Origin of the sequence: Rhodoligotrophos defluvii (assembly GCF_005281615.1) — a bacterium.
In the GTDB taxonomy this organism is placed as follows: domain Bacteria; phylum Pseudomonadota; class Alphaproteobacteria; order Rhizobiales; family Im1; genus Rhodoligotrophos; species Rhodoligotrophos defluvii.
Map to the genome: position 1 here is coordinate 189720 of NZ_SZZM01000003.1, position 25096 is coordinate 214815.

At 62.0% G+C, this 25096-nt stretch carries 22 protein-coding genes and 1 pseudogene; 10 read left to right on the forward strand and 13 right to left on the reverse strand.

The window, feature by feature from the left end; translation table 11 throughout:
• The first annotated feature begins 3 nt into the window (after positions 1-3).
• Entirely contained in the window at positions 4-648 is a 645-nt protein-coding gene (locus E4P09_RS15185) for a DUF924 family protein (protein ID WP_009450581.1), read from the forward strand.
• Between the two features lie 96 nt (positions 649-744).
• The gene (locus E4P09_RS15190; RefSeq protein ID WP_009450582.1) at positions 745-975 is read left to right on the forward strand and encodes a hexameric tyrosine-coordinated heme protein; all 231 of its coding nucleotides are present in this window, start codon (positions 745-747) and stop codon (positions 973-975) included.
• Positions 976-1025: 50 nt separating this feature from the next.
• On the opposite strand, the gene E4P09_RS15195 is transcribed toward E4P09_RS15190, so the two are convergent.
• Both E4P09_RS15195 and E4P09_RS15200 read right to left on the reverse strand, forming a co-directional pair.
• Positions 1026-3377: a heavy metal translocating P-type ATPase gene (locus E4P09_RS15195; RefSeq protein ID WP_137390478.1), complete on the reverse strand. Its 2352-nt coding sequence runs from the start codon at positions 3375-3377 to the stop codon at positions 1026-1028.
• A 35-nt stretch (positions 3378-3412) separates the two neighbouring features.
• Entirely contained in the window at positions 3413-4801 is a 1389-nt protein-coding gene (locus tag E4P09_RS15200; RefSeq protein WP_009450584.1) for a mercuric reductase, read from the reverse strand.
• A 292-nt stretch (positions 4802-5093) separates the two neighbouring features.
• On the opposite strand from E4P09_RS15200, the gene E4P09_RS15205 reads away from it, so the two are divergent.
• A complete protein-coding gene (locus tag E4P09_RS15205; RefSeq protein ID WP_137390479.1) occupies positions 5094-5873 on the forward strand; it encodes an acetoin reductase in 780 nt (259 codons plus the stop codon).
• On the opposite strand, the gene E4P09_RS15210 is transcribed toward E4P09_RS15205, so the two are convergent.
• From E4P09_RS15210 to E4P09_RS26580, 5 genes are all read right to left on the reverse strand, one after another.
• Entirely contained in the window at positions 5864-6097 is a 234-nt protein-coding gene (locus tag E4P09_RS15210; protein ID WP_137390480.1) for a hypothetical protein, read from the reverse strand. The two genes, E4P09_RS15205 and E4P09_RS15210, sit on opposite strands and share 10 nt — an antisense overlap.
• A gap of 35 nt (positions 6098-6132) precedes the next feature.
• Positions 6133-8094, reverse strand: a complete 1962-nt coding sequence (locus tag E4P09_RS15215; protein WP_009450586.1) for a heavy metal translocating P-type ATPase — start codon at positions 8092-8094, stop codon at positions 6133-6135.
• A 116-nt stretch (positions 8095-8210) separates the two neighbouring features.
• The gene (gene chrA, locus E4P09_RS15220; RefSeq protein WP_009450587.1) at positions 8211-9446 is read right to left on the reverse strand and encodes a chromate efflux transporter; all 1236 of its coding nucleotides are present in this window, start codon (positions 9444-9446) and stop codon (positions 8211-8213) included.
• Positions 9447-9631: 185 nt separating this feature from the next.
• Positions 9632-10171, reverse strand: a complete 540-nt coding sequence (locus tag E4P09_RS15225; protein WP_239025220.1) for a LysR substrate-binding domain-containing protein — start codon at positions 10169-10171, stop codon at positions 9632-9634.
• The gene (locus E4P09_RS26580) at positions 10168-10461 is read right to left on the reverse strand and encodes a LysR family transcriptional regulator (RefSeq protein WP_239025221.1); all 294 of its coding nucleotides are present in this window, start codon (positions 10459-10461) and stop codon (positions 10168-10170) included. The genes E4P09_RS15225 and E4P09_RS26580 overlap by 4 nt, the downstream gene beginning before the upstream one ends.
• A 150-nt stretch (positions 10462-10611) precedes the next feature.
• Here E4P09_RS26580 and E4P09_RS15230 point away from each other — a divergent pair, with 150 nt between their 5' ends.
• From E4P09_RS15230 to E4P09_RS15245, 4 genes are read left to right on the forward strand one after another with little or no spacing between them, the layout of a single operon-like run.
• The gene (locus E4P09_RS15230) at positions 10612-11208 is read left to right on the forward strand and encodes a TetR/AcrR family transcriptional regulator (protein WP_211657369.1); all 597 of its coding nucleotides are present in this window, start codon (positions 10612-10614) and stop codon (positions 11206-11208) included.
• Entirely contained in the window at positions 11204-12454 is a 1251-nt protein-coding gene (locus E4P09_RS26260) for a DNA methyltransferase (protein WP_205042152.1), read from the forward strand. Before E4P09_RS15230 ends, E4P09_RS26260 begins: the two co-directional genes overlap by 5 nt.
• Positions 12455-12463: 9 nt before the next feature.
• Positions 12464-15562: a type III restriction-modification system endonuclease gene (locus tag E4P09_RS15240; RefSeq protein ID WP_137390481.1), complete on the forward strand. Its 3099-nt coding sequence runs from the start codon at positions 12464-12466 to the stop codon at positions 15560-15562.
• A 25-nt stretch (positions 15563-15587) separates the two neighbouring features.
• Positions 15588-17540, forward strand: a complete 1953-nt coding sequence (locus E4P09_RS15245) for a GmrSD restriction endonuclease domain-containing protein (RefSeq protein WP_137390482.1) — start codon at positions 15588-15590, stop codon at positions 17538-17540.
• 287 nt (positions 17541-17827) lie between these two features.
• On the opposite strand, the gene E4P09_RS15255 is transcribed toward E4P09_RS15245, so the two are convergent.
• Positions 17828-18019, reverse strand: coding sequence for an integrase core domain-containing protein (locus tag E4P09_RS15255; RefSeq protein ID WP_428977718.1), 192 nt, complete (start codon positions 18017-18019; stop codon positions 17828-17830).
• 291 nt (positions 18020-18310) lie between these two features.
• Here E4P09_RS15255 and E4P09_RS15260 point away from each other — a divergent pair, with 291 nt between their 5' ends.
• A complete protein-coding gene (locus E4P09_RS15260; RefSeq protein ID WP_137390483.1) occupies positions 18311-18508 on the forward strand; it encodes a hypothetical protein in 198 nt (65 codons plus the stop codon).
• Positions 18498-20570, forward strand: a complete 2073-nt coding sequence (locus E4P09_RS15265; RefSeq protein WP_137390484.1) for a recombinase family protein — start codon at positions 18498-18500, stop codon at positions 20568-20570. The genes E4P09_RS15260 and E4P09_RS15265 overlap by 11 nt, the downstream gene beginning before the upstream one ends.
• Before the next feature lie 17 nt (positions 20571-20587).
• Here the strand turns inward: E4P09_RS15265 and E4P09_RS15270 are convergent.
• Positions 20588-21633, reverse strand: a pseudogene (locus tag E4P09_RS15270) (IS3 family transposase); the annotation flags it as partial.
• A gap of 148 nt (positions 21634-21781) precedes the next feature.
• Here E4P09_RS15270 and E4P09_RS15275 point away from each other — a divergent pair.
• Positions 21782-22654 carry an IS110 family RNA-guided transposase gene (locus E4P09_RS15275; protein WP_239025246.1) on the forward strand — a complete coding sequence of 291 codons (873 nt, stop codon included), beginning with the start codon at positions 21782-21784 and terminating at the stop codon, positions 22652-22654.
• Between the two features lie 403 nt (positions 22655-23057).
• On the opposite strand, the gene E4P09_RS15280 is transcribed toward E4P09_RS15275, so the two are convergent.
• The 4 genes from E4P09_RS15280 to E4P09_RS15295 all read right to left on the reverse strand — a co-directional run bounded on the left by E4P09_RS15280 (position 23058) and on the right by E4P09_RS15295 (position 25090).
• Complete coding sequence (locus E4P09_RS15280; protein WP_239025222.1) at positions 23058-23588, reverse strand: M48 family metalloprotease; 531 nt, start codon at positions 23586-23588, stop codon at positions 23058-23060.
• Positions 23585-24064 (reverse strand): phosphate-starvation-inducible PsiE family protein, encoded by a 480-nt coding sequence (locus tag E4P09_RS15285; RefSeq protein WP_135995192.1) that lies wholly within the window; start codon positions 24062-24064, stop codon positions 23585-23587. The genes E4P09_RS15280 and E4P09_RS15285 overlap by 4 nt, the downstream gene beginning before the upstream one ends.
• 115 nt (positions 24065-24179) lie before the next feature.
• Positions 24180-24671, reverse strand: coding sequence for an Hsp20/alpha crystallin family protein (locus E4P09_RS15290; RefSeq protein ID WP_086466662.1), 492 nt, complete (start codon positions 24669-24671; stop codon positions 24180-24182).
• Between the two features lie 20 nt (positions 24672-24691).
• Positions 24692-25090 carry an Hsp20/alpha crystallin family protein gene (locus E4P09_RS15295; RefSeq protein WP_028713488.1) on the reverse strand — a complete coding sequence of 133 codons (399 nt, stop codon included), beginning with the start codon at positions 25088-25090 and terminating at the stop codon, positions 24692-24694.
• Positions 25091-25096 lie beyond the last annotated feature (6 nt).

Here is a 25096-nt window from a genome sequence, read left to right on the forward strand (position 1 = left end):
GACATGAATGCCAGGACCGCCCCATGGAACGACGTTTTCGACTTCTGGTTTCCCGAAGGCCGCTCCTCACAGATAAAGGCTGAAACTCACCGCGATCACTGGTCGTGGCGGCTGCACGGCGGAGCGGATGACATGATCGTCGAGCGCTTCGCCGACCTCACGAGAAGCGCAGCTTCAGGCGATCTCGACGACTGGACCAGCGACCCCGAAGGCAGGCTGGCGCTAATCATCGTGCTCGACCAGTTCTCGCGCTCGCTCTGGCGCAACACACAGCGCGCATTCGCGCAGGACCCTGCCGCGCTGTCGCTGGCGATGGAGGGGTTTTCGAACGGCCACTACGCATCGCTGGACATGCCCTGGTTCAGAATCGTCTACAGTCAGCCCCTTGGCCATTGCGAAGGCCCGGATCACCTCGCGCGCATCGACCTGCTCATCAGGCTTCGCGAAGAGATAGCGGCGGAAGCGTCCGCTTCCCTTCAACCGATATACCAGTCGCTGGTGGATCAGGCTGGCGACGTACGCAAGGTCATCGCCGCTTTCGACCGTCATCCGCACCGCAATAACGTCCTCGGCCGAGAATCGACGCCGGCGGAAGAAGCTTACATCGCCGGAAGGGATTTCCCGCACGAAAGGGCGTTTCAGGCGTGACGCCTGGAGGCGAAGCGCATCGCGGGTTGATGCTTTCGTCGGCTGCTCGGGTAGATTACGGTTGTTGCGTATTCATATTCTCTGGAAGGAAAAAACATGGCTGACATCTGGCTTCCCTCACTCAAGACAGCGACCCCGCAGGAGGGGTTCGACCTTGCCACCAAAATGGCGCGGGTCGGCGTCAAGGTCACCCAACCGTCCGCAGAAATTCGCGACAAGCTGCGCGCGGCCTACGATCAGGACACCGCGCAACTGATCGCCTCCTCACAGGTGATCGCCATCCATTTCCAGACGGTGGCGGCCGCCAACAATTACTGGCGCGACTGACGCCCTCGCCTACGACTGACGCCAGGGCGTCAGTCGCGTCAGCGTTTCAGTCACAGTTTCAGACCCCGCAACCGCAGCGCGTTGGCGATGACGCTGACCGACGACAGCGACATGGCGGCTGCTGCGATGATCGGTGACAGGAGCAGGCCGAAAGAAGGGTAGAGCACGCCTGCGGCAACCGGGATGCCGGCGGCATTGTAGATGAAGGCGAAGAACAGGTTCTGGCGGATGTTCGCCATCGTCGCCTCGGATAACCGCCGCGCCTTGACGATCCCCATCAGATCGCCCTTGAGCAGGGTGACGCCGGCGCTTTCGATGGCGACATCGGTGCCCGAGCCCATGGCGATCCCGACATCGGCGGCGGCAAGCGCGGGCGCGTCGTTGACGCCGTCGCCCGCCATCGCCACCACCCGGCCTTCTGCCTTGAGCCGGCTTATGACCGCGCTCTTTGCGTCCGGCAGCACGTCCGCTTCAACCTCATCGATGCCGAGTTGCCGCGCGACGGCTTCGGCCGTGGTTTTATTGTCGCCGGTCAGCATGACGATGCGGATGCCCTCGCCATGCAGCGCGTTCAGCGCCTCCTGCGTCGTCGCCTTGACCGGATCGGCGATGGCGAAGATGCCGCCGGCCCTGCCATCGATCCCGATATAGATCGCGGTGGCGCCATCATGACGCAACGCATCTGCCTGGCCGGACAATTCCGCGACGTCGACGTCGTGTTCCTTGAGGAACACCGCATTGCCGACCACGATCGCCTTGCCTTCGACGCTGCCGAGCGCGCCCTTGCCAAGCGGAGAGTCGAAATCCACTACGGGCGGGATGGCGATGCCCTTCTTCTCCGCCGCCTCCACGATCGCCAATGCCAGCGGATGTTCCGACGCCTTCTCGACACCGGCGGCAAGCCGCAGGATTTCCGTTTCGTCGAAGCCGGCCGCCGCAACGACCGCCGTCACCGACGGCTTGCCCTCGGTGAGCGTGCCGGTCTTGTCGACCACCAGCGTGTCGACCTTTTCCATATGCTCGAGCGCCTCGGCGTTCTTGATCAGGACGCCGGCACTAGCGCCCTTGCCGACGCCAACCATGATCGACATTGGCGTCGCCAGCCCAAGTGCGCAGGGACACGCGATGATCAGCACCGAAACGGCCACGACCAGCCCATAGGCAAAGCGCGGCTCCGGCCCCCAGATGCCCCAGACAATGAAGGCGAGAATTGCGATGACGATGACCAGCGGTACGAACCAGCCCGAGACGTGGTCGGCCATGCGCTGGATCGGCGCACGCGAACGCTGCGCATCGGCGACCATCTGGACGATCCGCGACAGCATCGTATCGCGGCCGACCTTTTCCGCACGGATCACCAGCGCCCCGGTCTGGTTCAGCGTACCGCCGATGACCTGATCGCCCACAGTGCGGGTGACAGGCATGGATTCGCCGGTAACCATCGTCTCGTCGAGCGATGAGCGTCCGTCCTCCACCACGCCATCGACCGGCACGGTCTCGCCGGGCCGCACGCGCAGCCTGTCGCCGAGAATAACGTGCTCGACCGGCACGTCTTCCTCTGTGCCGTCATCGCCGATGCGCCGCGCCGTCTTCGGCGCCAGATCAAGCAGCGCCCTGATCGCGCCCGAGGTCTGTTCGCGGGCGCGCAGTTCCAGCACTTGGCCAAGCAGCACCAGAACGGTGATGACCGCCGCCGCCTCGAAATAGACCGCGACCGTGCCATCTTCCGCGCGGAAAGCGGCGGGGAAAATTCCCGGCGCAAGGGCGGCGACGATGCTGTAGGCCCAGGCGACGCCGGTGCCCATGGCGATCAAAGTGAACATGTTGAGGCTGCGATTGATCAGCGAGGCCCAGGCGCGCTCGAAAAACGGCCATCCGCACCACAAAACCACCGGCGTCGCCAGAACGAGCTGAATCCAGATCGATATCCGCATTGGCACCAGATGGTGCAGGGCCGGGAAAAGATGACCGCCCATTTCGAGCACGAAGACCGGAGCGGCGAGAACCAGCCCGATCCAGAAACGCCGTGTCATGTCGGCGAGTTCGGGGCTGGGGCCGCTGTCGGCCGTCACCACCAGCGGCTCCAGCGCCATGCCGCAGATCGGGCAGCTTCCCGGCCCGTCCTGCCGGATCTCGGGATGCATCGGGCAGGTCCAGATCGCGCCCTCGGGCGCTTCCGGTATGGGCGACGCTTCCCCTGCAAGATATCGCGCCGGGTCCGCCTCGAATTTCGCATTGCAGGACGCCGAGCAGAAATAGTGAGTGTGGCCCCCATGGGTCAGGCGATGTTCTGCGGTTTGCGGGTCGACCTCCATCCCGCAGACCGGGTCCGTCACAAGATGCGCATGACCCGAATGGTCATGATCATTCGAATGGTGCCGATGCTCATCGTGTCCGTTCATTCTCTAACCCGCCGCCTCAATGGAACTTGGAAAACTCATCGTTTCGCTACGTTGCCAAATAGCGCGTTCAGCCCCTCGGCCATTGTCGGGTGCGCAAGAACCGCATCGCGCAGGACACTGTAGGACAGACCGCCAAGCATGGCCGCCTGCACCACGGCCATCACTTCCCCGGCCTCCGAGCCGATCATGGTAAAGCCTGCGATCCGATCCTGCGGATCGACCAGCGCCTTCATGAAGCCCGCGGTCTGCGATGTCGTCCGTGTCCGCAGCACCGCCTTCATCGGCAGTTTGACGACGCGCAAATCCATTCCATTGGCCCGCGCTTGCGCCTCGCTCATGCCGATGCGGGCCAGCGGCGGGTCGATGAACATGCAATAGGGCATCAGCCGCCCGGTGGTCGTTCTGTCTCCACCGTCGAGATTGTCCCGGATTATTCGGAAATCATCGAGCGAAGCGTGGGTGAATTGCGGACTTCCCGCGCATTCGCCGATGGCCCAAACGTCCTTTGCGGTCGTCTCCAGGCGATCGTTCACCTTGATGGTGCCGGGATCCGTCAGCGCAACCCCTGCCTCTTCAAGGCCGATGCCTCGCGTGTTGGGCGTGCGGCCGGCTGCAACCAGAATGTCTGTGCCTTCGATCATTCTCGAACCATCCGGCGTCCGAACGGTGACGCGCACGCTTCCGGCTGATCGGCCCTCCACGTTCGCAACTTCAGCCGACAAAAGCACCTCGACGCCCTCCGCCTCCAGGATCAGTCGGACCTCGTCGGAAACATCCTCATCCTCGCGCTTCAGCAGCCGCGGGCCACGGTCCACAACTGTGACGCGACTGCCGAAACGTCGATACGCCTGGGCAAGTTCAAGGCCGACATAGCCTCCGCCGAGAACAATCAGATGTGCCGGCAACCGGTCCAGTTCGAGCGCCTCGATATGAGTGAGCGGCCTGGTCTCGGCGAGGCCGGGAACAGGCGGAATGGTTGCATGCGTCCCAAGATTGAGGAACAGCTTTTCAGTGGCGAGCCGCCGCATCCCGCCGTCGTTCAAGGCAACTTGAATCGTCCCAGGCGCGACGAGGCGTGCATTGCCCATGACGAGTTCCGCGCCGGTCGCCTCGTAGCGCTCGAGATGAAACGCCACGAGGCTCTCGACCATGGCGCGCTTGCGCGCCACAACCGTCTTCATGTCGACCGAGACGGGGCCGGCGACAACGCCATACTCCCCGGCATGGGCAACGGTATGAGCGACACCCGCGCTCCAGATCTCGTTCTTGCTGGGCAGGCAGTTGATGTTGGGACACGAACCGCCGATCCAGCGCCGCTCCATGACGGCTACCTTCTGGCCGGCTTGCGCCATATCCCAGGCGAGGTATTTGCCGCCCTCGCCACTGCCGATCACGACAGCGTCGTAGCGCTCCGCTTCCGTCATCAACTACGTATCCTTCTGCAACAGCGACTCACCGCACGATGAAAATATGGCGCTCGGACATATATGCGGAATCATGTCATACTCTTGCGGGGTCGAACAATTACTGTTGCTTTTGCGGGCGGCCCCTTGAGGTGGCCTTACTGCCAGTATCCGTGCCGTCGCATCATTTCCAGGCCACGGCCTTAAAATGGGCCGGGATCATGGAGTGGAGTGGGTTCTGCTCCGGCTGTATTGCCCGGAAAGGGAACATGCTGGCTGCACAGGATTGGCCGACTTTCTGTAGGAGAAAATCATGTCGTTGAATGGCAAAGTCATTTTGGTAACCGGCGCTGGCCAGGGGATCGGACGCGGTATTGCGCTGCGGCTTGCAAAGGAAGGCGCTGATCTCGCGCTGGCCGACGTCAAGGCCGATAAGCTCGACTCCGTTCGCAAGGAAGTCGAAGCGCTCGGACGCAAGGCCGCCACCGTCGTCGCCGATGTCAGCAAGCGCGACGAAGTCTACGCCGCCATCGACCATGCAGAGAAGCAACTCGGCGGGTTCGACGTCATGGTCAACAATGCCGGCATCGCCCAGGTCAAGCCGATCGCCGACGTCACGCCCGAGGACATGGACCTGATCTTCCGGATCAATGTCGACGGCGTGCTCTGGGGCATCCAGGCGGCTTCGCAGAAATTCAAGGATCGAGGTCAGAAGGGCAAGATCATCAATGCCTGCTCGATTGCCGGACATGACGGCTTCGCCATGCTCGGCGTCTATTCGGCAACCAAGTTCGCCGTGCGTGCGCTGACGCAAGCCGCCGCCAAGGAATATGCCAGCGCGGGCATCACGGTGAACGCCTACTGCCCCGGCATCGTCGGCACCGACATGTGGGTGGAGATCGACGAGCGCTTTTCCGAGATCACCGGAACGCCGAAGGGCGAAACCTACAAGAAATACGTCGAGGGCATCGCTTTGGGCCGCGCGCAGACACCGGAGGACGTGGCAGCGTTGGTCGCCTTCCTCGCGGGCGCCGATTCCGACTACATCACGGGACAGTCGATCCTGACCGATGGCGGTATCGTCTATCGATAAAGCCGCCTGCCAAATCGCGAACGTTCAGAAGCGCCCACACCGGGAAACGGCCTTGTGAGAATTTTTCTCTCCAGCGGAATGGTTCCGTCTGGAAGAACCGCGTTTTGTCGGAGAGAATTGTTCTCTTGTTGCTTGGCATGGTCATCGCCGCCTTCGGTCGCCATTCGCACTACAGGTTCTTGACCGGCAATCGACACCTGCTGAAGATCGATCGGTTTCCTCATCTACGCGCGTTTCGAGCGGGATTGCCGTCATCCGGTCAAACCCCTGACTGGTATGAAGGCTCTACAGGGCCGGCGTTGGATTGGCGTCGCAGTGAGGTCGCACTGCGCGCCCGGATCGGGTCGGCGAGTAGCCTGAGGCCGTTCAGCACCACCAGCACCGTGCCGCCTTCGTGTCCGACGACCGCGAGCGGCAGAGGCAGGGCGAAGAACAGGCTCGAGGCGACCAGAAGCAGCATCATGCCGATGGCGAAAATCAGATTCTGGCGGATAATCCGGTGGGTGCGCCGCGCCAGCCGATGCGCGGCGGCAAGCCGGGCCATGTCCTCCGACAACAGCGCGACATCGGCCGCCTGCAACGCGACATCGCTGCCCGCCGCGCCCATGGCGATGCCGACATCGGCGCGCGCCAGCGCGGCGGCGTCGTTCACCCCGTCGCCGACAAAGGCGACTTTCCCATTCCTCGCCAGTTCGCCCACCAGCCGGACCTTGTCTTCAGGCAGCAGATCGGCATGGACATGTTTTGCTTCCAGTCCGAGCTCCGCGGCGATCCGCAAGCCGACAGAGCGCCGGTCGCCGGTCATCATGGCGATGGTGCCCACCCCAGCCGCTCTGAGCGCAGCCAACCCCGCGGCCGAGGTCGCGCGCGGACGGTCGGCGACGGTGAGCGCGCCATAGACCCGATCTCCCCGCCCCAGCCACACCACGGTCTGGCTGCCGTCCGTCAGCTGCGCAAATTCGGGTGCGTCGAGCGATGCGCCCATGCGCGCGGCCATGCGCGGATTGCCGGCCCAGAGCGGGCCCACGGCATCCTCCCCCGTAATCCCCTCACTGGGCACGGTTTCCACATCGCGCACCACGGCGGCGGTTATGCCTTTTTCGTCGATGTGGCGGCGGATCGCATCGGCAATTGGATGTTCGGAATGCGCCTCGAGACCCGCGATCAATGACAGGAACCGCTCTTCGGCCTGTGCTCCCGTTTCCGACGCCACCACCTGTGTCACCTCGGCCTTGCCTGTTGTCAGCGTACCGGTCTTGTCGAAGGCGAAGATATCGACATCGGCCAGCGTCTCCAGCGCCGCGCCGCCCTTGAACAGCACGCCGCCGCGCGCGGCCGCCGCCAATGCCGAGAGGATCGCGGCCGGGACCGATATCACCACCGCGCAGGGGCTGGCCGCGACAAGCAGCGTCGCGGCGCGATAAAGCGCATCCTGCATCGTCCAGCCAAGCGCGAGGAATATCGCCAAAGCAAGCACCGCACCCACCAGCACCGCGATGGTGTAGCGCTGGCCGAACCAGGCGCTGAACCGTTCGGACGGAGCGCGTGCGGCCTGTGCCTCTGTCACCAGTTCGATCATCCGCGCCACCGTGCTTTCCGCGACCGGGCGGGTGACGCGGACCACCAGCACGGCGTTGAGGTTCACCGTGGCCTCAAACACCTTAGCACCCGGGCTTTTGCCGACCGGCATCGATTCGCCTGTGATCGTCGCCTCATCGAGCGAGCCTTCCCCTTCCGCCACCTCGCCATCGGCCGGCACCCGCGCGCCGGGCCGCAGCACCACCAGATCGCCGGCCACGAGATCGCCCACCGGAACTTCCGTGACGGCGCCCTCTGGGTCGCGTCTCAGCGCGGTGTCGGGGCGCAGCGCCATCAGCGCCTCGACCGCATGGCGCGCCCGGCCCATCGCCCGCTGCTCCAACGTGGTTGAGAGACTGAACAGCGTCAGCAGCACTGCCCCTTCAAGCGCGGCGCCGACCGCAGCGGCAGCAAGGGCTGCCACGATCATCAAAAGATCGATGTCGAGGATCCGCTCACGCCAGAGCGTGGTCAGGGCCCGAACCGCCGTCGGCACACCACCGGCCAGATAGACCAGCACGAGGCCGACCGGTCCCCATAGACCGGGGCTCAAAAAGGCATCGACAGTTGCAAGCGCCATCCCGGCAAGCGTGATGCCGGTCAATGCTGTCATGAAGCGGTCGGAAGAAAGATCGATTTGCAATTTGTGTTCCTGGCTGTGCCGCGACGGCGGCAGTGGCTGGGGAGACCGGCGATGATGCGCCGGATGGGCTGGCGATCTGTCCGGTCGATCAGGTTCCTGGTCGCTATTCCTTTCCATTATGACATTGAGCTTACCTCCAGAATCGCGCCGCCGGCAGCCGCGATCAGCACCACGAGCCAGGGCGGGAATCTCCAGCTCATCAAGGCCACGAAACAGGTCAGCGCCAGCGCAAAGTCGCGGGGCGAACCGATCGCGCTGATCCAGAGCGGATCGTAGAGCGCAGCGCCCAGAATGCCGACCACCGCAGCGTTCGCGCCTGCCATCGGCGCCCGCACGCCGGAGCGTGCGCGCAGTGTGTTCCAGAACGGCAGCGCGCCGACAAGCAGCAGGAAGCCCGGCAGGAAGATCGCAAGAAGGGCGAGCGTCGCGCCGGCGATCCCGTTCGGGCCGGGTTCGAGCAGCATGCCGAGATAGGCGGCGAAGGTGAATAGCGGCCCCGGCACCGCCTGGGCCGCGCCATAGCCGGCCAGGAACGCATCGGGCGTGACCCAGCCCGGGCGAACCACTTCGGCTTCCAGCAAAGGCAGGACCACATGGCCGCCACCGAATACCAGAGCACCGGCGCGATAGAACGCGTCGATCACCGCCAATCCCTGCGCGGGAAACAGCGCCGCCGCCAGCGGTAGGCCGAAGATCAGGATGAAGAACAGGGCCAGCGCGACTATCCCCGCCTGTCGCGAGACCGGGAAGGGCAGCGCTTCACCCGTCTCTCCCGCCGTGTCCCGGCAAAGCCAGAGCCCGGCAAGTCCACCGAGCAGAATTGCACCCACCTGGCCCGTCGCGCCCCCGATCAGCACCACCATCAGGACGGCGGCGAGCGCGATCGTCTGGCGTGAGCGGTCGGGGCAGAGCGTGCGCGCCATCCCCCAGACCGCCTGCGCCACGATGGCCACCGCCACCAGTTTCAACCCGTGGAGCACCCCGATGCCAAGCGGGCCTGAAAACGCCCCCGCTCCGAGCGCGAACAACAGCAGCAGCAGGGCGGAAGGCAAGGTAAACGCCACCCAGGCAGCCAGCGCACCCACCGGTCCGGCACGCTGCAAGCCCAATGCAAAGCCGACCTGGCTGGATGCTGGTCCCGGAAGGAATTGGCATAGCGCGACCAGATCGGCATAGCCACGATCCTCGATCCAGCCGCGCCGGGCGACGAATTCCTCGCGGAAATAGCCCAGATGCGCGATCGGTCCACCGAAGGAGGTGAGGCCCAGTTTCAGGAAGGCGGCCAGAACCTCGCCGGGCGTTCCTTGTCGTTGGCGCTGAGGCATAACATTCAGCGTGTCATTGGCGGGCATGATGTCTCCGTGATGCTCGCGATTTCAGGGGCTTGCCAGGCGCTATGAGAAGACGCATCCGACATTGTCCCTGTATTGGAGCAATGGAACAGACTGGTGACTGCCGAAGCGCGCGCCTTGTTGCTCCATCAGCATCGCAAGCGGTGTCCACAGGACCGCGCCCCGCAAGAGAGATAACGGATGAATCATGCCGTGGTTGTCCGGGGAGGACCCGCCTGTGGCCGGCGACCCTCCAGAAGATCGGCGTCAGCAGCGAGCGCGTCGGCCATGAAATCCATGAAGGCGCGGATACGGGCAGTGTTGCGCAGATCCTCATGGGTCAGCAGCCACAGATCGAGCCGGAAATCTTCCGGAAACATGGCGATGCGGACGAGGTCGGGCGTGCGGTCGGCCACGGCGCAAGGCAGTGGCGCAAGGCCGATTCCGGCCCTTGCCGCGGCAATCGCAGCCGAGATCGAATTGGTCCGGTAAATCGGCCGCACCGTCGGCAGCCAATCCGCCAACTGATGGCCAATCGCTCCATGTGACCGGCCGAAGCCGATCCAGTCATTGCCGGCAAGATCGTCATCGAGTCCGTGAGCGGCGCGTTCCGCCGAGACATAGGCTCCGAATGCCAGTCGGCCGACGCGCCGGCCGACCAATGTTTCCTGCGGGGTGTTGCCGATGCGCAGTGCGACATCGGCCTCGCGTCGGGTCAGGTCCAGGGGAGTGTCCGAAACGATCACTTCCAATTCGATCCCTGGCTGCGCTGCATGGAAGGCCGCCAGAGGGCGATAATCTCCTCATCGATCCGGATGGCGGTCTCGTGCATGGCCTCTCCGGCGCCCGTCAGCGCATAGCCATCCGGCAACCGCTCAAAGAGCCGGACACCCAGACGTTCCTCGAAGGCGCCGAGACGGCGAAACACGGTCGAGTGCGTTACGCCAAGGCTGCGTGCTGCTCCAGACAGCGTGCCCGCCCGGGCCACAGCGAGGAAAAAGCGCAGATCGTCCCAGTTCTGGTTCTGTGCATCCATGAAGGATCACCCCTTGCAAGCCTGCTCCGATTGCCGGCAGGCTGCCCCCATCTTGCCCGCAACACCGCGCGTTCGCATTGCCTCGTCAGAAAAGCTTGACCACGATCATCGCTCCATTAAGTATGTGACTGCTCACTTACTAGGTGTTTTATGCGAAAATCCGCGGAATTGCGCAAGGCCGAAATCGTCGCGGCCGTCCTCGACCTGGCCGACCAGATCGGACCGGACCGGGTGACGACAGGCGCTGCGGCGTCGGCGGTGGGCGTAAGTCAGGCTGCCCTGTTCCGGCATTTCCCGACAAAGGCCGCGATGTGGCTTGCCGTGGCGGATCATGTGGCCGGGGAACTGGCTATGGAATGGCAGCGGGCACTGGCTGGGACTGATAACCCCCTCGACCGGGTCACAGCGCTCATGGCCGCGCAACTGGGACAGATTGCAGCCACACCGACGCTGCCCATGCTGCTGTTCTCGCGCGAGCTGAATGTCGGCAATGAGGATCTGCGCGCGGCCTTTCGAGGCCTGTTGATGAAGTTTCAGGCGCTGATTGTAGCCGAACTGGCTCGCGGTCAGGACGGCGGCTGCCTGCGCCGCGAAGTCGCCCCTGAGGATGCCGCCGTTCTGCTGACGTCGCTGGTGCAGGGCATGGCGATCCGCTGGTCGCTCGGGGCGCGCAACTTCTCGCTGATCGGGGAAGGAAAGCGGCTCCTTGAAGTACAACTTCGGCTTTTGACCGTGAAGGAAGATTAGGCCATGCGATGAAATCTTTGGGCGATCTAATTTCATTGAGTGCTTCGTATGGAAGAAGAGCTACGGCGGGGGGCCAAAAGAGAAATATGCGGTTACCCAGCACGAATATGTTCTGATGTACGCAAAGAGCAAGGAGGACTTTCTTCCCTTTACTCTGCCATATGACCCACAAAAGGTTGAGCGGTATTACAAGGGCCGGGACGAACACTTCGAGACCCGGGGTCCTTACCGACTCAAGCCGCTTGAAGCAACGAAGAGCATGGATGCTCGCCCCAATTTGGTATACGAAGTCACGCTCGAAAGCGGCGAGATTGTTCGGCCTCAGCGCCAATGGCTTTGGGGTAAGGATAGAGTTGTAGAGGCCCTAAAGAATAATCATGTGATTGTAGTTAGAAATGGCGACAAGGTTACCCTAAACTATAAACAGTATCTGAAAGACGAGGAAGGAGAAGAGCGGGGAGAAAAGGCGTTTAGTGTTATTGATGGAATCTATACGCAGCACGGCACCGCAGACCTTAGCAGGCACTTCCCTGAGGCGGTCGTAGTTCAATTCTCAAAGCCAGTTCGTCTAATTCAGCAGTTCATCGAGATTGCAACCTCGAATGACCCAACTGCGATTGTACTCGACTTTTTTGCCGGAAGTGGGACAACAGCGGAAGCCTGCTTCAGTCTGCCGAAGCCTGTGCGTGACCACGTTCAGTTTATATTGATCCAGATTCCTGAGTTGACGCCCGAAGATTCGCCTGCTCGCAAGGCTGGCTTTCAAACAATTGCGGAAATCTCGAAGGAGCGTGTTCGCCGTGCGGGACGGGCGGTGGGTGCTCAAGAGAAACATGGAGATTTTGGCTTCCGGGTGCTGAAGGTCGACACTTCGAACATGAAGGACGTCTACTACCGCCCGGACGAGCTGAAGCAGTCCGACCTGCTCGACCTGGTCGACAACGTCAAGGAGGGCCGCACGGCCGAGGACCTGCTGTTCCAGGTGCTGGTAGACTGGGGCGTGGACCTGACGCTGCCCATCCGCCGCGAGGCGGTGCAGGGCAAGACCGTGTTCTTCGTCGACGACAACGCCCTTGTCGCCTGCTTCGACCGCTGCATCACCGAGGATCTGGTGAAGGAACTGGCGGGCCACGAGCCCCTGCGCGTCGTCTTCCGCGACAACGGCTTCGTGTCGGACGCGGTGAAGATCAACGTGACCCAGATCTTCCGCCAGCTTTCGCCCAGCACCGACGTCAAGTCGATCTGAGGGCGCACCATGAAACTCAAGTTCAAGGTCCAGCCCTATCAGACCAATGCCGTCAACGACGTGGTCGACTGCTTCGCCGGGCAGCCCATGACCTCCGGCCTGACTTACCGCATCGACCCCGGCCGCAAGGCGCAGACCAGCGCCTTCGAGGAAGGTTTCAAGAACGCCGACCTCGCGCTGACAGACGTGCAGATTCTGGAGAACATCCAGAAGGTCCAACGGCGGCAGAACCTGCCCGTCTCGCAGTCCTTGACGGACTTCACGACCTTCAACGCCCGGGGCGAGCGCGTGCCCGTCGCGGCCAACTACAAGCGCGACGCGCTGGCCGCGACCCGCGTTCACCTCGATGTCGAGATGGAGACCGGCACGGGAAAGACCTACTGCTACATCAAGACCATCTTCGAGATGAACAAGCGGTATGGCTGGTCGAAGTTCATCATCATGGTGCCGTCGATCGCCATTCGCGAAGGGGTCTACAAGTCGCTTCAGATCACGGCCGACCACTTCACGGAAAGCTGCGGCAAGAAAGCGCGGTTCTTCATCTATAATTCCAAGCGCCTGCACGAGCTGGAGAGCTTTTCTTCCGACGCCGGGATCAACGTTATGGTGATCAACATCCAGGCGTTCAACGCGCGCGGAGCCGACAACCGCCGCATCTACGAGGAGCTGGACGACTTCCAGTCGCGCAAGCCCATCGACGTGATCGCCTCTAACCGGCCGATCCTGATCCTGGACGAGCCGCAAAAGATGGAAGGCGCGGCGACGATGGAGGCGCTGCCGAAGTTCAAGCCGCTGTTCATCCTGCGCTACTCGGCGCCCCACCGCACCCAGCACAACCGCGTTCATCGGCTGGACGCGCTGGACGCCTACAATCAGAAGCTGGTCAAGAAGATCGCGGTGCGCGGCATCCAGACCCGTGGGCTCGCTGGCACCAACGCCTACCTCTACCTGGAAGGCATCGACATCTCGAAGAAGGCTCCCGTGGCGCGGATCGAGATAGAGGTGAAGCTGAAGTCGGGCGAGATCAAGCGCCAGCTTAGGCGGCTCGAGTTCCGCGATGACCTGTTCGTGGAGTCGGGCGAGCTGGACCAATATCGCGGCTTCACGATCAGCCAGATCGACGCCGTCAACGACACGGTCGAATTCACCAACGGGGAAATGCTGAGGGCTGGCGAGGCGAACGGCGACGTCTCTGAACACGATATCCGCCGTATCCAGATCCGCGAGACGATCAAGGCGCATCTAGACAAGGAAAAGCAGCTGTTCGCACAGGGCATCAAGGTCCTGTCGCTGTTCTTCATCGACGAGGTGGTGAAGTACCGGGACTATGGCCAGGCAGACGAGAAGGGCGAGTATGCGCGGGTCTTCGAGGAAGAGTACGAGTTGCTGAAGGCTGAATACCTTTCGGAGCTCGCAATCGACAACGAGGCGTACCGGAAATATCTCGCCAGCATCGACCCCGCGAAGACGCACAACGGCTATTTCTCGATCGATAAGAAGACGAACCGCCTCAAAGACCCTGCTGTTGGCGCCCGCTCGGTCGATTCCGACGACGTGGACGCCTACGACCTGATCCTCAAGGACAAGGAGCGCCTGCTTTCCCTCGCCGAACCCACCCGGTTCATCTTCTCACACTCGGCGCTGCGCGAGGGCTGGGACAACCCGAACGTCTTCGTCATGTGCATGCTGAAGCACAGCGACAACACCATTTCGCGCCGCCAAGAAGTGGGGCGTGGCCTGCGGTTGAGCGTCGATCAGCACGGTGACAGGATGGACCACCCGGCGGTGGTGCATGACATCAACGTGCTGACCGTCGTGGCGAGCGAGAGCTACAAAGACTTCGTGGCCGGGCTCCAGAAGGAGATCGCGGAGACCCTCTCGTCGCGTCCGCGGCAGGCAACCGAGGAGTACTTCACGGGCAAGACACTCGCGACCGAGCATGGCCCGGTTGAAGTAACTGCCGCCATGGCCAAGCAGATCTACCGCTATCTGGTGAAGAATGACTACACCGACGATGCGGACCAGATCGCGGACGCCTATCATGAGGCTAAGGCCGAGGGGAAACTCGCCGACCTGCCCGACGATTTGAAGCCGCACGCCGAGCAGGTGTTCCAGCTCATCGACAGCGTCTTCAGCGACGCGCAACTGCCCAAGGTCGATGACGGCCGCAAGCCCAAGACCAACCCCCTCAATGCCAATTTCGAGAAGAAGGAGTTCCAGGAGCTCTGGGCGCGGATCAACCGCAAGGCGGTCTATCGGGTGGAGTTCGACTCAGCGGAGCTGATCCGAAAGTGCGTCAGTGCGCTGGATAGCCAGTTGCGCGTCACCCCTCTGCAATACACGGTTCAGGCCGGCGTGCAGAACGACGGATTGACTGACAACCAGCTTCGCAGCGGCGACGGTTTCATGGTCACCACCACGACGACCGAGCATGGGGGCTCGATCCACTCTCTCGTGAAATACGACCTCGTCGGGAAGGTGGCCGAAAACGCACAGCTGACGCGAGAAACGACTGCCACCATTCTGGGCCAAATCGCACCGGCGGTTTTCGAACAGTTCACGAATAATCCCGAGCACTTCATCTCAGAAGCCTCGCGCATCATCGCCGAGCAGAAGGCGGCCATGGTGATCGAGCGTCTGGCCTACGACGAAGTCGATGAGCGGTACGACGTCGACATCTTCACGGCGAACCAGACCAGCCAGGATTTCTCCCGAGCTACTGCGAAGCTCAAAAACCATGTCTACGATTATGCGATCACGGACTCGGATGTCGAAAAGGCGTTCGTGAAGGAGCTGGATACAAGCAGCGAAGTGGTTGTCTACGCCAAGCTGCCGCGCGGCTTCCTGATTCCAACCCCTGTCGGGGACTACAATCCCGATTGGGCGATATCCTTTAAGGCTGGCAGCGTAAGGCACATCTACTTCGTGGCCGAGACCAAGGGCACGATGTCCAGCATGAAGTTGCGCGAGATCGAGAGGACAAAGATCGAATGTGCCCGGAAGTTTTTCGATGAGATCAGCCAGAGGATTACAGCGGATCGCGTGAAATATGATGTGGTCACCGACTACAGCAAGCTGATGGACTTGGTCGGGCGTGCGGCTGCCTGAGAAAATCGATACTACGGGGGATCGAATGAAGATTTCGACGATACTGGATCACATTGATAGCGGGCACATGGCCTTGCCAGAGTTCCAGCGCGGCTATGTGTGGAACCGTGATCAGGTCCGGGGCCTGTTCGATTCCCTTTATCGTCGGCATCCAGTTGGTGGCTTACTGGTCTGGGCCACTGAATCGAAGACGGCGGCTCACCGGGGCGACGGGACATTGGCGGCGGGCATCGTCAAACTGCTGCTCGATGGACAGCAGCGGATGACGACGCTCTATGGCGTCGTTCGAGGAAAGCCGCCGAAGTTCTTCGACGGAAATGCCCACGTATTCACGGGTTTGCGATTCCACCTCGGCACGGAGACCTTCGCGTTCTACCAGCCAGTCAAGATGCAGGACGACCCCCTCTGGATCGACGTGACGACCTTGATGCAAGCTGGAACGGCCGGGCTCGGCACGTTCGTTTCAGAGCTATCAGCCGTACCGGAACACGCCGCCAACGTCGGCGCCTATGTCGGCCGTCTCAGCGCCTTGCTCGGTATCACCGACATTGATCTCCACGTTGAGGAGGTTACTGGAGCGGACAAGACGCTCGACATCGTCGTGGACATTTTCAACCGCGTGAATAGCGGCGGCACCAAGCTGTCGAAGGGTGATCTCGCGCTGGCAAAGATCTGCGCCGAGTGGCCGGACGCGCGGGATTCCATGAAGGCCAAACTCAAGGATTGGGCTGACGCGGGCTATAACTTCAACCTCGATTGGCTGCTGCGCTCGGTGAATACGGTCCTCACCGGCGAGGCCAAATTCAGCTACCTCCACGACAAAGACGCGCTCGACATTCAGGACGGATTGAAGCGCGCCTCCAAACATATCGATACCAGTTTGAACCTCATAGCAGGGAGACTTGGCCTCGATCACGATCAGGTCTTTTTCGGTCGCTTCGGCGTTCCGGTTATGGTTCGATTGATGGACCAGAAACAGGGCACCCTCGATGCCGTTGAACGCGACAAGCTGCTCTTCTGGTTTGCACAAGCAGGAATGTGGGGTCGATTTTCGGGATCGACAGAGACAATTATCGACCAGGATTTGGGAGCCCTTGAAGGTCCAACCGGCGGTCTCGACGCGCTGCTGGAACGGCTTCGGCTCTGGCATGGCGGCTTGCGGGTGGAGCCAGGCCATTTCACAGGCTGGAGCCTCGGAGCGCGCTTCTATCCGGTCCTCTACATGCTGACCCGCATGGGCGAGGCGCGAGATTGGGGGATGGGATTGGCCCTTAAGGCGAACCTACTGGGTAAGATGAGCCGGCTGGAAGTCCATCACATTTTCCCCAAGGCACAGCTCTATAAGAGGAATCATAGCCGGCCAGAAGTTAATGCGCTGGCGAATTTTTGCTTTCTGACAAAAGATACAAATCTGAGCATCAGCGACCGCTTGCCGGAGATCTATTTCGCGGAGGTCGAGACGAAGCATCCAGGGGCGCTGGCGTCCCAGTGGATCCCCACCGATCCCGCACTGTGGAAGATCGAGCGCTATCGCGACTTCCTCGAGGCGAGGAAGGAGCTATTGGCGGCCGAGGCGAATAAGCGCTTCGAAGAGCTGCTGCACGGGGATTCCAAGTGGTTGGGCGCGCCGATGTCGCCTATCGTCTCAGCAGAACCTCCATTTGTCGGCGGTGTGACGAGTGAGGCCGAAGAACTGGAGCTCGAAGCCATCAACGACTGGGTCGAGGGAGAAGGGTTACCGCGCGGGCAGGTCAGCTACGACTATGCAGACCCTGATACAGGTGACCAGAAGGCCGTGTTCGATTTGGCTTGGCCCGACGGCCTCCAACCAGGACTGACCGGTCCGGTCGCGGTGCTGCTGAACGAACCCACGGATGTGTTGTCATTGGCAAGCGCTGCCGGCTTTCGCTGCTTCACCTCAGTTGCCGAGTTTCGAAGTTACGTGGCGAATGAGATCCTGAAGCTGGAGGCAGCTTGAAGAATTCTCCCCGCAGCTCATCTCCGGCAGCAGAAACGTGGGCGAACTCAGGGGCGATTTTGGCCCTTTTCAGGCGGCGGCCTGGATACGCGAGGGGTTTGGTCTATGGTGCGCGCCAGACTCAGCAGCCGCCGGCATGCGGGGTTATCGTTCCGCGCGGACCAGACCATGCTGAAAGGCAAGACCTCACCCGCGAGTTCCCGATAGATGATTCCGGGAAATTTCGCGACGATCGTGGCTTCGCTCGTTTAACTGGCCTGACCCCATGAGGTGGTCCGGTTTCACTCTTAATGCATGACCGGCTTTTCGGCCATCGCCTGTGCCGACGATGGAACCGATCCGGGTGGTTGTCCGGGCCAGATGATGGCCTCCGGTGCCGGCGGCTTGTAGCCGAGCGATGAGTGCGGCCGCTCGGTATTGTACAACTCGACGACGGAACGCCCACGGGATCGATTTTGAGCGCGAGCTTCTTTACCCATGGCATCCCTGGGCCGGGCGGCAAGTCTTTATCCACGAGATAATCGACAAGAAGGACGCGGCGGTTTTCCGCTGCACCCTTTGTGGCCAGTCACTACATCGGTGGCTGGAGATTCCGGCCTGGATGTTCGACCGAGCGGTCAGCGCGAACTGGCGCATCACGACTCATCCGCGCGTCGACCTCGCCGCGCTCGGCACCCTGGCGTCACTGCTGCGGAACACGGATCCCCCATCGCAATCTGATGAGAACGGCGCAGCATTGGGCTCTCACGACGCGAATCGGGGAGATGTCCATGCCGCGCAAGCCCACGACATACCAATTCGATCTGTTCTCCAAGCCGAACGACGCCGACACGATGCAGACGCCGCAATGGCAGACGCTGCCCGTCGAGACGCGTCGATCTGTGACGCAGCTGATGGTCAGCCTGATCCTCGACCACGTCGACGGCGATCGTGCCGGGCAACGGGAGGGCGCTGATCATGATGCATGAGAAGATCAGACCCCACCATCTGGAGCGGAAGGCAATCCTGTATGTGCGCCAGTCGTCGGCTCATCAGGTCCTGCACAATCGCGAGAGCGGCACGCTGCAATACGCGATGCGCGACCGTCTGACGGCGCTCGGCTGGTCTCGCGTCGAAACGATCGACGATGATCTCGGGCGCTCTGCCGCCGGCGGCGTCACGCGCGCCGGTTTCGACCGTATGGTCGCCGAGGTCTGCCTCGGCAAGGTTGGAGCAGTGGCGGCCCGAGAGGTGTCGCGGTTTGCCCGCAACAGCCGCGATTGGCAGCAGCTCATCGAGATGTGCCGCGTCGTTGACACCGTGCTGGTCGACCAGGAGGCGGTCTATGCACCGCGCCAGGGCAACGATCGGCTGCTGCTGGGACTGAAGGGCAGCCTCAACGAGTATGAACTGGATCTTTTGCGCCAGCGTTCACTCTCGGCCCGCTATGAGAAAGCCCGCCGCGGCGAACTTGTCGTTGCTGCTCCTGTCGGCTTCGTGAAGGTTGGAGACCGGCTCGAGAAGGATCCCGATCGCCGCGTGCAGGAAGCGATCGTCATGGTCTTCGATAAGGTGGCTGAGCTCGGTAGTGCCCGTCAGGCGCTGATGTGGTTCCTCGAGCACGGACTGGATCTGCCGGCAAAGCGCAATAATGGAGACGTCGTCTGGCGCAGGCCGAACTATGCGACCATCCACCGGATGATCGAGAACCCGATCTACGGTGGCGCCTATGCCTATGGTAAGTCTGGTGTCGCACCGGGATTTGGGCCGTCCCCTGTTCGGTCAGGCGCTCGCCGAAAGCCGCGCGAGGAATGGCTGGCCCTGATCCCGGGCAACCATGAAGGCTATGTTAGTTGGGAAAGGGCTGAGGCGATCCGCACCATGGTGAGCGATAACACGCCGACAAGCCAGCATCACGGCGCGCCCAAGCATGGCGACGCATTGCTGTCGGGGCTCGTTCGCTGTCGGCGCTGCGGCCGCAAGCTCACGGTGCGCTACACGGGCACGAAGCACAACATCCCGCGCTATTCCTGCTGGCGGGGACTGCTCGACAATGGCGAGCCGCGTTGCATCGCCTTCGGCGGACTGCGCGTCGACGATGCGATCGAGGAAGCGCTGCTGCGTGTCGTCGAGCCGGGCGCAATCGCGGCTGCTGCCGAAGCCGAGGCGCGGGCAGCCGGTCGTCGAGACCAGGTTCGGGACGCTCTCAGTCGCGATCTGGAGGCCGCCCGCTACGCCGCCGATCGGGCCTTCCGGCAATATGACGCCGCCGACCCTGCGAACCGTCTGGTCGCAGCGGAATTGGAGATGCGATGGAACCGCGCCCTCGCACATGTTGATGAGGTCGAGAGCCAGATCGCCGCGCATGATTCCGCCACGCCGAAGCAATCGCCGGTGTCGGCAACTGACCTTCAGACCCTGGCTGCAGACCTCCCTGCTGTCTGGTCGGCGCCAACGACGGATGCGCGGCTCAAAAAGCGCATCGTACGCACGGTCATTCAGGAGGTGCTCGCCGATATCGACGACGAAGCCTCTGAGATCGTCCTGCTGATCCATTGGTTTGGTGGCGCTCATACCGAACTTCGCTTGCCGAAGCGGCGTCGTGGACAGCGCAACAGCACCTCCGCAGATATCATCGCGGCCATTCGCCAACTGGTGCTGATCGCCAGCGACGACCTGATTGCCGGCATTCTCAACCGCAACGGCCTGGTGACCGGGCATGGCAACCGCTGGACACGGGAGCGGGTGACGGCGCACAGGTCGCATCACAAGATCCCGATCTTCCGGCCGGCGCTGGACGGCAACGAACCATGGCTTAATCTGAACAAGGCCGCACGCCTCCTCGGCGTAACACCGAAGACGCTGAGGCTCGCCGCCGAGGCCGGCAAAATCGAAGGCGTTCATCCTTTGCCGGATGGACCGTGGCTCTTCAGCCGCTCAGAACTTGGAAAGCCGCAAGCTCAGCAGATCGTTCATCGCGCGCGGCAGAACCCAAAATACCCCGCAGGATCGCAGTCCGATCAACAAAGCCTATTTACTTCAGCAACATAGACAGATGGGTGTTATGAAACAGGATTGTAGTAGCGTCGCCATGCCTCGATAATGACCTTTGCCTCGGCGAGGCTATAGAAGATTTCTCCGTTGAGCAGTTCATCGCGCAGCTTCGAGTTGAAGCTCTCGCAGTAGTCATTCTCCCATGGGCTACCCGGCTCAATGAACGCGGTCTTTGCCCCTACCGCGGGGATCCACTCCCGCACCGCCTTGGCGATGAACTCCGGACCGTTATCGGAACGAACATGGCCGGGCACACCGCGCAGGATGAACAAGTCCGACAGGACGTCTATGACGTCGGTCGAGTTGAGCTTACGATCGATCCGGATCGCCAGGCATTCCCGGGTGAACTCGTCGATGATGTTGAGCATGCGGAACTTCCTGCCATTGTGGGTCCGGCCCTCGACGAAGTCGTAGGACCAGACATGGTTGGGATGCTCCGGCCGAAGCCGGACGCACGATCCGTCGTTCAGCCAGAGACGTCCTCTCTTCGGTTGCTTGTGGGGAACCTTCAGCCCCTCCCGCCGCCAGATGCGCTCGACGCGCTTGGCGTTCACCGTCCAGCCCTCGGACCGCAGCATCGCTGTGATCCTGCGATAGCCATAGCGACCGTAGCGTGAGGCGAGCCGGATGATGTCGGCGGTCAACACCTCTTCATCGGGCCGGCCTTGCGGCTTCTTTCGCTGGGTCGAGCGATGTTGGCCGAGAACCTTGCAGGCGAAGCGCTCCGACACGCAGAACTTCGCCATGACATGATCGACGCAGCGACGGCGGCGGGAGGGGCTTAGAAGTTTCCCGAAGCAGCCTCTTTCAGGATCAGCTTCTCAAGCGTCAGGTCCGACACCGCCTTGCGCAGCCGGTCGTTCTCCTTCTCAAGTTCTTTCAGCCGCTTCACCTGGTCGCCCTTCAGGCCACCAAACTCCTTGCGCCAGCGGTAATACGTGAACTGTGTCACGCCGATCGAACGAACCGCTTCGCCAACCGAACGACCTTGCGACAGCAGAACATCGACCTGACGCAGCTTCGCGACGATCTCTTCGGGCTTATGCTTCTTCTGGGGCATTCCAACGTCCTCCAACGGCTCAATAGCCTACTTCAGGGAGGACCACTTAGCGTAATCGCAGGTGGCCCCCCTCGCCGAGAGCGAAGCGGTTCCCCAAGCTGGCGATCCAGCAACGATCGGCTCGGCCGACAAGTGACGGAGAACCATGATGCCTTCCTATGCAGCTTTGGACGTTTCCCAAGAGACGACAGCGATCTGCGTCGTCGACGATGCCGGTCGGATTCGAGCCGAGAAGAAGGTCGCAACCTGCCCCGAAGCGATCGCCACATATTTGAATCGGAAAGCGCCAGACCTCGTCCGGGTCGGGCTCGAGACGGGACCGTTGGCCGTGTGGCTTTGGAACGAACTCGCCGCACGCCGTCTTCCAATTCTGTGCATCGACGCCCGTCATGCCAACGCAGCTTTGAAGATGCGACCGGTGAAGACGGATCGCAACGACGCTGCTGGCCTGGCGCAGATCATGCGAACCGGCTGGTTTAAGCAAGTGCGCATCAAAAGCCGCGACAGCTACCAGGTTCGCTCCCTTCTGGTCGCCCGCGAGATGCTGGTGAGGATCCGGGTCAAGATCGAGAACGAGATCCGTGGTCTCTTGCGCACCTTCGGTGTTCTGTTCGGCAAGCGCGTCGGCGGGTTCACGGGACGGGCCGACGAGATCATCGCCGGCGAACTCGATGCATCCCCGGAGATGCGTCTCATTGCCGAGACATTGATGAAAGCCAGAGCCTCCATTCTCGATCAGATCAAGGTTCTGGACCGGCGACTGATGGCGATCGCCAAGGCAAACCCGACCGCGCGCCTATTCATGACCGTGCCCGGCGTTGGCGTTATCACCGCCCTGTCAGTCGCCTCCTCCTTTGACGATGCATCGCGCTTCAGTCGGTCATCGAGCGCCGGCGCCTATCTCGGCCTGACACCCCGACGATACGAGTCCGGCGAGACAAGCCGAAACGGGCGCATCTCCAAGCAGGGGAGCGTGATGACCAGGAAGCACCTCTATGAAAAGCAGCCACAACGCTTCTGACACGCAACCTACGCTTCTCGACGCTCAAAGCCTGGGGCCTGAAGCTGGCGAAGGCGTCCGGGTTCAAGAAGGCGAGGATCGCCGTAGCTCGTAAGATGGCCGTGATCCTGCACGCCATGTGGAAGACCAATACGCCATTCCGTTGGAGTCAGGAGGAGGCGGCATGAACATCGCTATGCCGTTCGACTGACTTCAAAGGATGCGTCCCCGCCGGGACGCTTGGCGAGGATCAGGCCGTCCCTGAAAATGCGGTGCCTTCGGCAACCACGAGGACCACTTCGGTCGATCCGACCATCTGACGCCAACATGCGGCGATCCACCGAGACCGACCGCGGAGAGAACCATGAACCCGGCGTTGCGCACAACCCATCAGCCAGCTTGACGAATGCGATTAGAGAACTTTTCAGGGGGCAGACCACAACTGTCCGAGCCAGCTTGCCAGCGAGACGAGGCGCGACATCATGTCGGCGAGGCTCATGATCCACAGGTCGCAGTTGGCGATATGCCCGATCTCATGCGCCAGAACCCCGGCGAGTTCTCGGCCGTCGAGCAGGTTGAGCAGCCCGTCGGTGACGCAGATGGCGCTGTCCTCGGGGCTGCCCAGGGCGAAGGCGTTCGGCAGCCGGCTCGGCACGCGATATAGCGCCGGCGCGCGCTGCAGCCCGGCCCTGCGGGCGAGCTCGGCCAGGGCCGCGACGAGACCGGGGGCATCACGACCGGTGAGCCGCTGCGCCTGATAGGCCGAGAGGAGCAGCCGGCGTGGCAGCGCGGGCGCAAACAGGAGACCCCCGACCATCGCGAGCGCCATGAGGAGACCGGTCTCGGGTCCGACGATCGCTGTCACCGCGATCCAGGCGATCGCGGCCATGAGCCCGAGCAGCAGCGCCGATTGCACGAAATTGAGCAGGCGGTGGCTGGCGGAGGCCGCGGTCATCGCGTCTCGTGGCCTCCGAGTTCGCGTCGGTCCTGATCGCGCACGAGCCAATGGACAGCGCCGAGCGCAAGCGCCGCGCCCGCGAGTGCGGCAATCTTGGATGATTCCGTCTCGCCGAGGTCCAGGATGATGAATTTGCGCGCGATGGCGAGGAGCGCGATCAGCACGATCGTGCGGACTTGGAGGATCCCGAAGCTGCGTTCGGTCGCAACAAGAAGGGAGCGCTTGAACTCGAGCGCGATCACGACGGTGAAGATCATGCCGAACACCACCTGGAAGGTGGCGTAATCGAGAGTGTCGAATGCCCCCAGAACCAGGCGGTTCACGACTTCGCGCATCAGCGCCCAGACCGACGCCACGACGATCGCCGCAATGATGACGCTGAGGACGAAGATGACAACTTGCTCGAACTTCTCGTAGAGCGTCATCGCCGACCATTGTTCACGGGTCAGCCCGGATCGTTGCAAGTCTTTCATGATTGCCTCTCGAAGGCCGCCCCGGAGAGACAAGCTCCCCGGGGCTTCTCCAGACGGTGCGATATCGCAAGGAGCGGAGGGGACGCCGCAAACCGGCGACACCCAATGTGGCAAATCAGCCGTTCTTGACCTCGATGCGCTTGACCTTCGCCTGCGCCTCGGGAGTCTGGGGCAGCTTGATCGTCAGAACCCCGTTCTTGAAGGATGCCTGCGCCTTTTCGCCATCCACACCGGGAGGGAGCGGAATTGTCCGGTAGATCGCGCCGTAGCTGCGCTCGGACAGGTAATACCCCTTTTTCTCCTCCTGGCGCTCGATCTTCTTCTCCCCCTTCACAGTCAACATGTCATCGTTGACCGTCACCTCGATGTCCTTCATCTCCATGCCCGGCAGCTCGATCGATACTTCGATCGCCTTGTCGGTCTCGACCACGTCGGATTTCGCTTCGCCGCTGCCAAAGGGCCATTCGAAATGACCGACACGGTTCCAGAAGTTCTCGAACACATGGTTCATTTCGCGCTGGAGTGTCGCGATCGGGTTGTCTTCGCTGCTCTTGGCATCTGGCGCGCCGTCCTTGCGCGCCCAGGGGATGAGGTCTTTGATCTGCATGATATGGTCTCCTTCGGTTTTCAGGCGCCCTTGACGGCGATCTTTTTCGGCTGCGCTTCAGGGGCTCGGGGGAGCGTCAGGGTGAGGACACCTCCACGCATCTCGGCTTCGATCCTGTTGGGGTCGAAGTCCTCGGAAAGCGTGAAGGCACGCTCGAAATCGCCCTCGCCATATTCGGCATAGGCAAGTTCGAGGTTTTCCGGCCGCACCGGGTCAACTTTGCCGCGGATCGTCAACACACGATTTTCGAGCGTGATCTCGACCGCATCGGCGGCGACCCCAGGCATTTCAAGCATCATGGAGACACCCTGATCGGTCTCGACGATATCGGTCAACGGGCGGTAGATGCGTCCGCCGCCGGTGGTCTCGGGCGAGTCGGTCGGCGTCTTTTCGGCGGCTTGCGTGATGTCGGTGCTCATCGTTCC

Bases quoted from the DNA above. Each gene is read 5' to 3' on its own strand.
- E4P09_RS15230 (WP_211657369.1), top strand. From the start codon at position 10,612: ATGCGAAAATCCGCGGAATTGCGCAAGGCCGAAATCGTCGCGGCCGTC.
- E4P09_RS15260 (WP_137390483.1), top strand. From the start codon at position 18,311: ATGCCGCGCAAGCCCACGACATACCAATTCGATCTGTTCTCCAAGCCG.
- E4P09_RS15280 (WP_239025222.1), bottom strand. From the start codon at position 23,588: ATGACCGCGGCCTCCGCCAGCCACCGCCTGCTCAATTTCGTGCAATCG.
- E4P09_RS15205 (WP_137390479.1), top strand. From the start codon at position 5,094: ATGTCGTTGAATGGCAAAGTCATTTTGGTAACCGGCGCTGGCCAGGGG.
- E4P09_RS15195 (WP_137390478.1), bottom strand. From the start codon at position 3,377: ATGAACGGACACGATGAGCATCGGCACCATTCGAATGATCATGACCAT.
- E4P09_RS15295 (WP_028713488.1), bottom strand. From the start codon at position 25,090: ATGAGCACCGACATCACGCAAGCCGCCGAAAAGACGCCGACCGACTCG.
- E4P09_RS26580 (WP_239025221.1), bottom strand. From the start codon at position 10,461: ATGGATGCACAGAACCAGAACTGGGACGATCTGCGCTTTTTCCTCGCT.
- E4P09_RS15200 (WP_009450584.1), bottom strand. From the start codon at position 4,801: ATGACGGAAGCGGAGCGCTACGACGCTGTCGTGATCGGCAGTGGCGAG.
- chrA (WP_009450587.1), bottom strand. From the start codon at position 9,446: ATGCCCGCCAATGACACGCTGAATGTTATGCCTCAGCGCCAACGACAA.
- E4P09_RS15245 (WP_137390482.1), top strand. From the start codon at position 15,588: ATGAAGATTTCGACGATACTGGATCACATTGATAGCGGGCACATGGCC.
- E4P09_RS15185 (WP_009450581.1), top strand. From the start codon at position 4: ATGAATGCCAGGACCGCCCCATGGAACGACGTTTTCGACTTCTGGTTT.
- E4P09_RS15265 (WP_137390484.1), top strand. From the start codon at position 18,498: ATGATGCATGAGAAGATCAGACCCCACCATCTGGAGCGGAAGGCAATC.
- E4P09_RS15255 (WP_428977718.1), bottom strand. From the start codon at position 18,019: ATGGGTAAAGAAGCTCGCGCTCAAAATCGATCCCGTGGGCGTTCCGTC.
- E4P09_RS15275 (WP_239025246.1), top strand. From the start codon at position 21,782: ATGCCTTCCTATGCAGCTTTGGACGTTTCCCAAGAGACGACAGCGATC.
- E4P09_RS15240 (WP_137390481.1), top strand. From the start codon at position 12,464: ATGAAACTCAAGTTCAAGGTCCAGCCCTATCAGACCAATGCCGTCAAC.
- E4P09_RS15210 (WP_137390480.1), bottom strand. From the start codon at position 6,097: ATGAGGAAACCGATCGATCTTCAGCAGGTGTCGATTGCCGGTCAAGAA.
- E4P09_RS15285 (WP_135995192.1), bottom strand. From the start codon at position 24,064: ATGAAAGACTTGCAACGATCCGGGCTGACCCGTGAACAATGGTCGGCG.
- E4P09_RS15190 (WP_009450582.1), top strand. From the start codon at position 745: ATGGCTGACATCTGGCTTCCCTCACTCAAGACAGCGACCCCGCAGGAG.
- E4P09_RS15290 (WP_086466662.1), bottom strand. From the start codon at position 24,671: ATGCAGATCAAAGACCTCATCCCCTGGGCGCGCAAGGACGGCGCGCCA.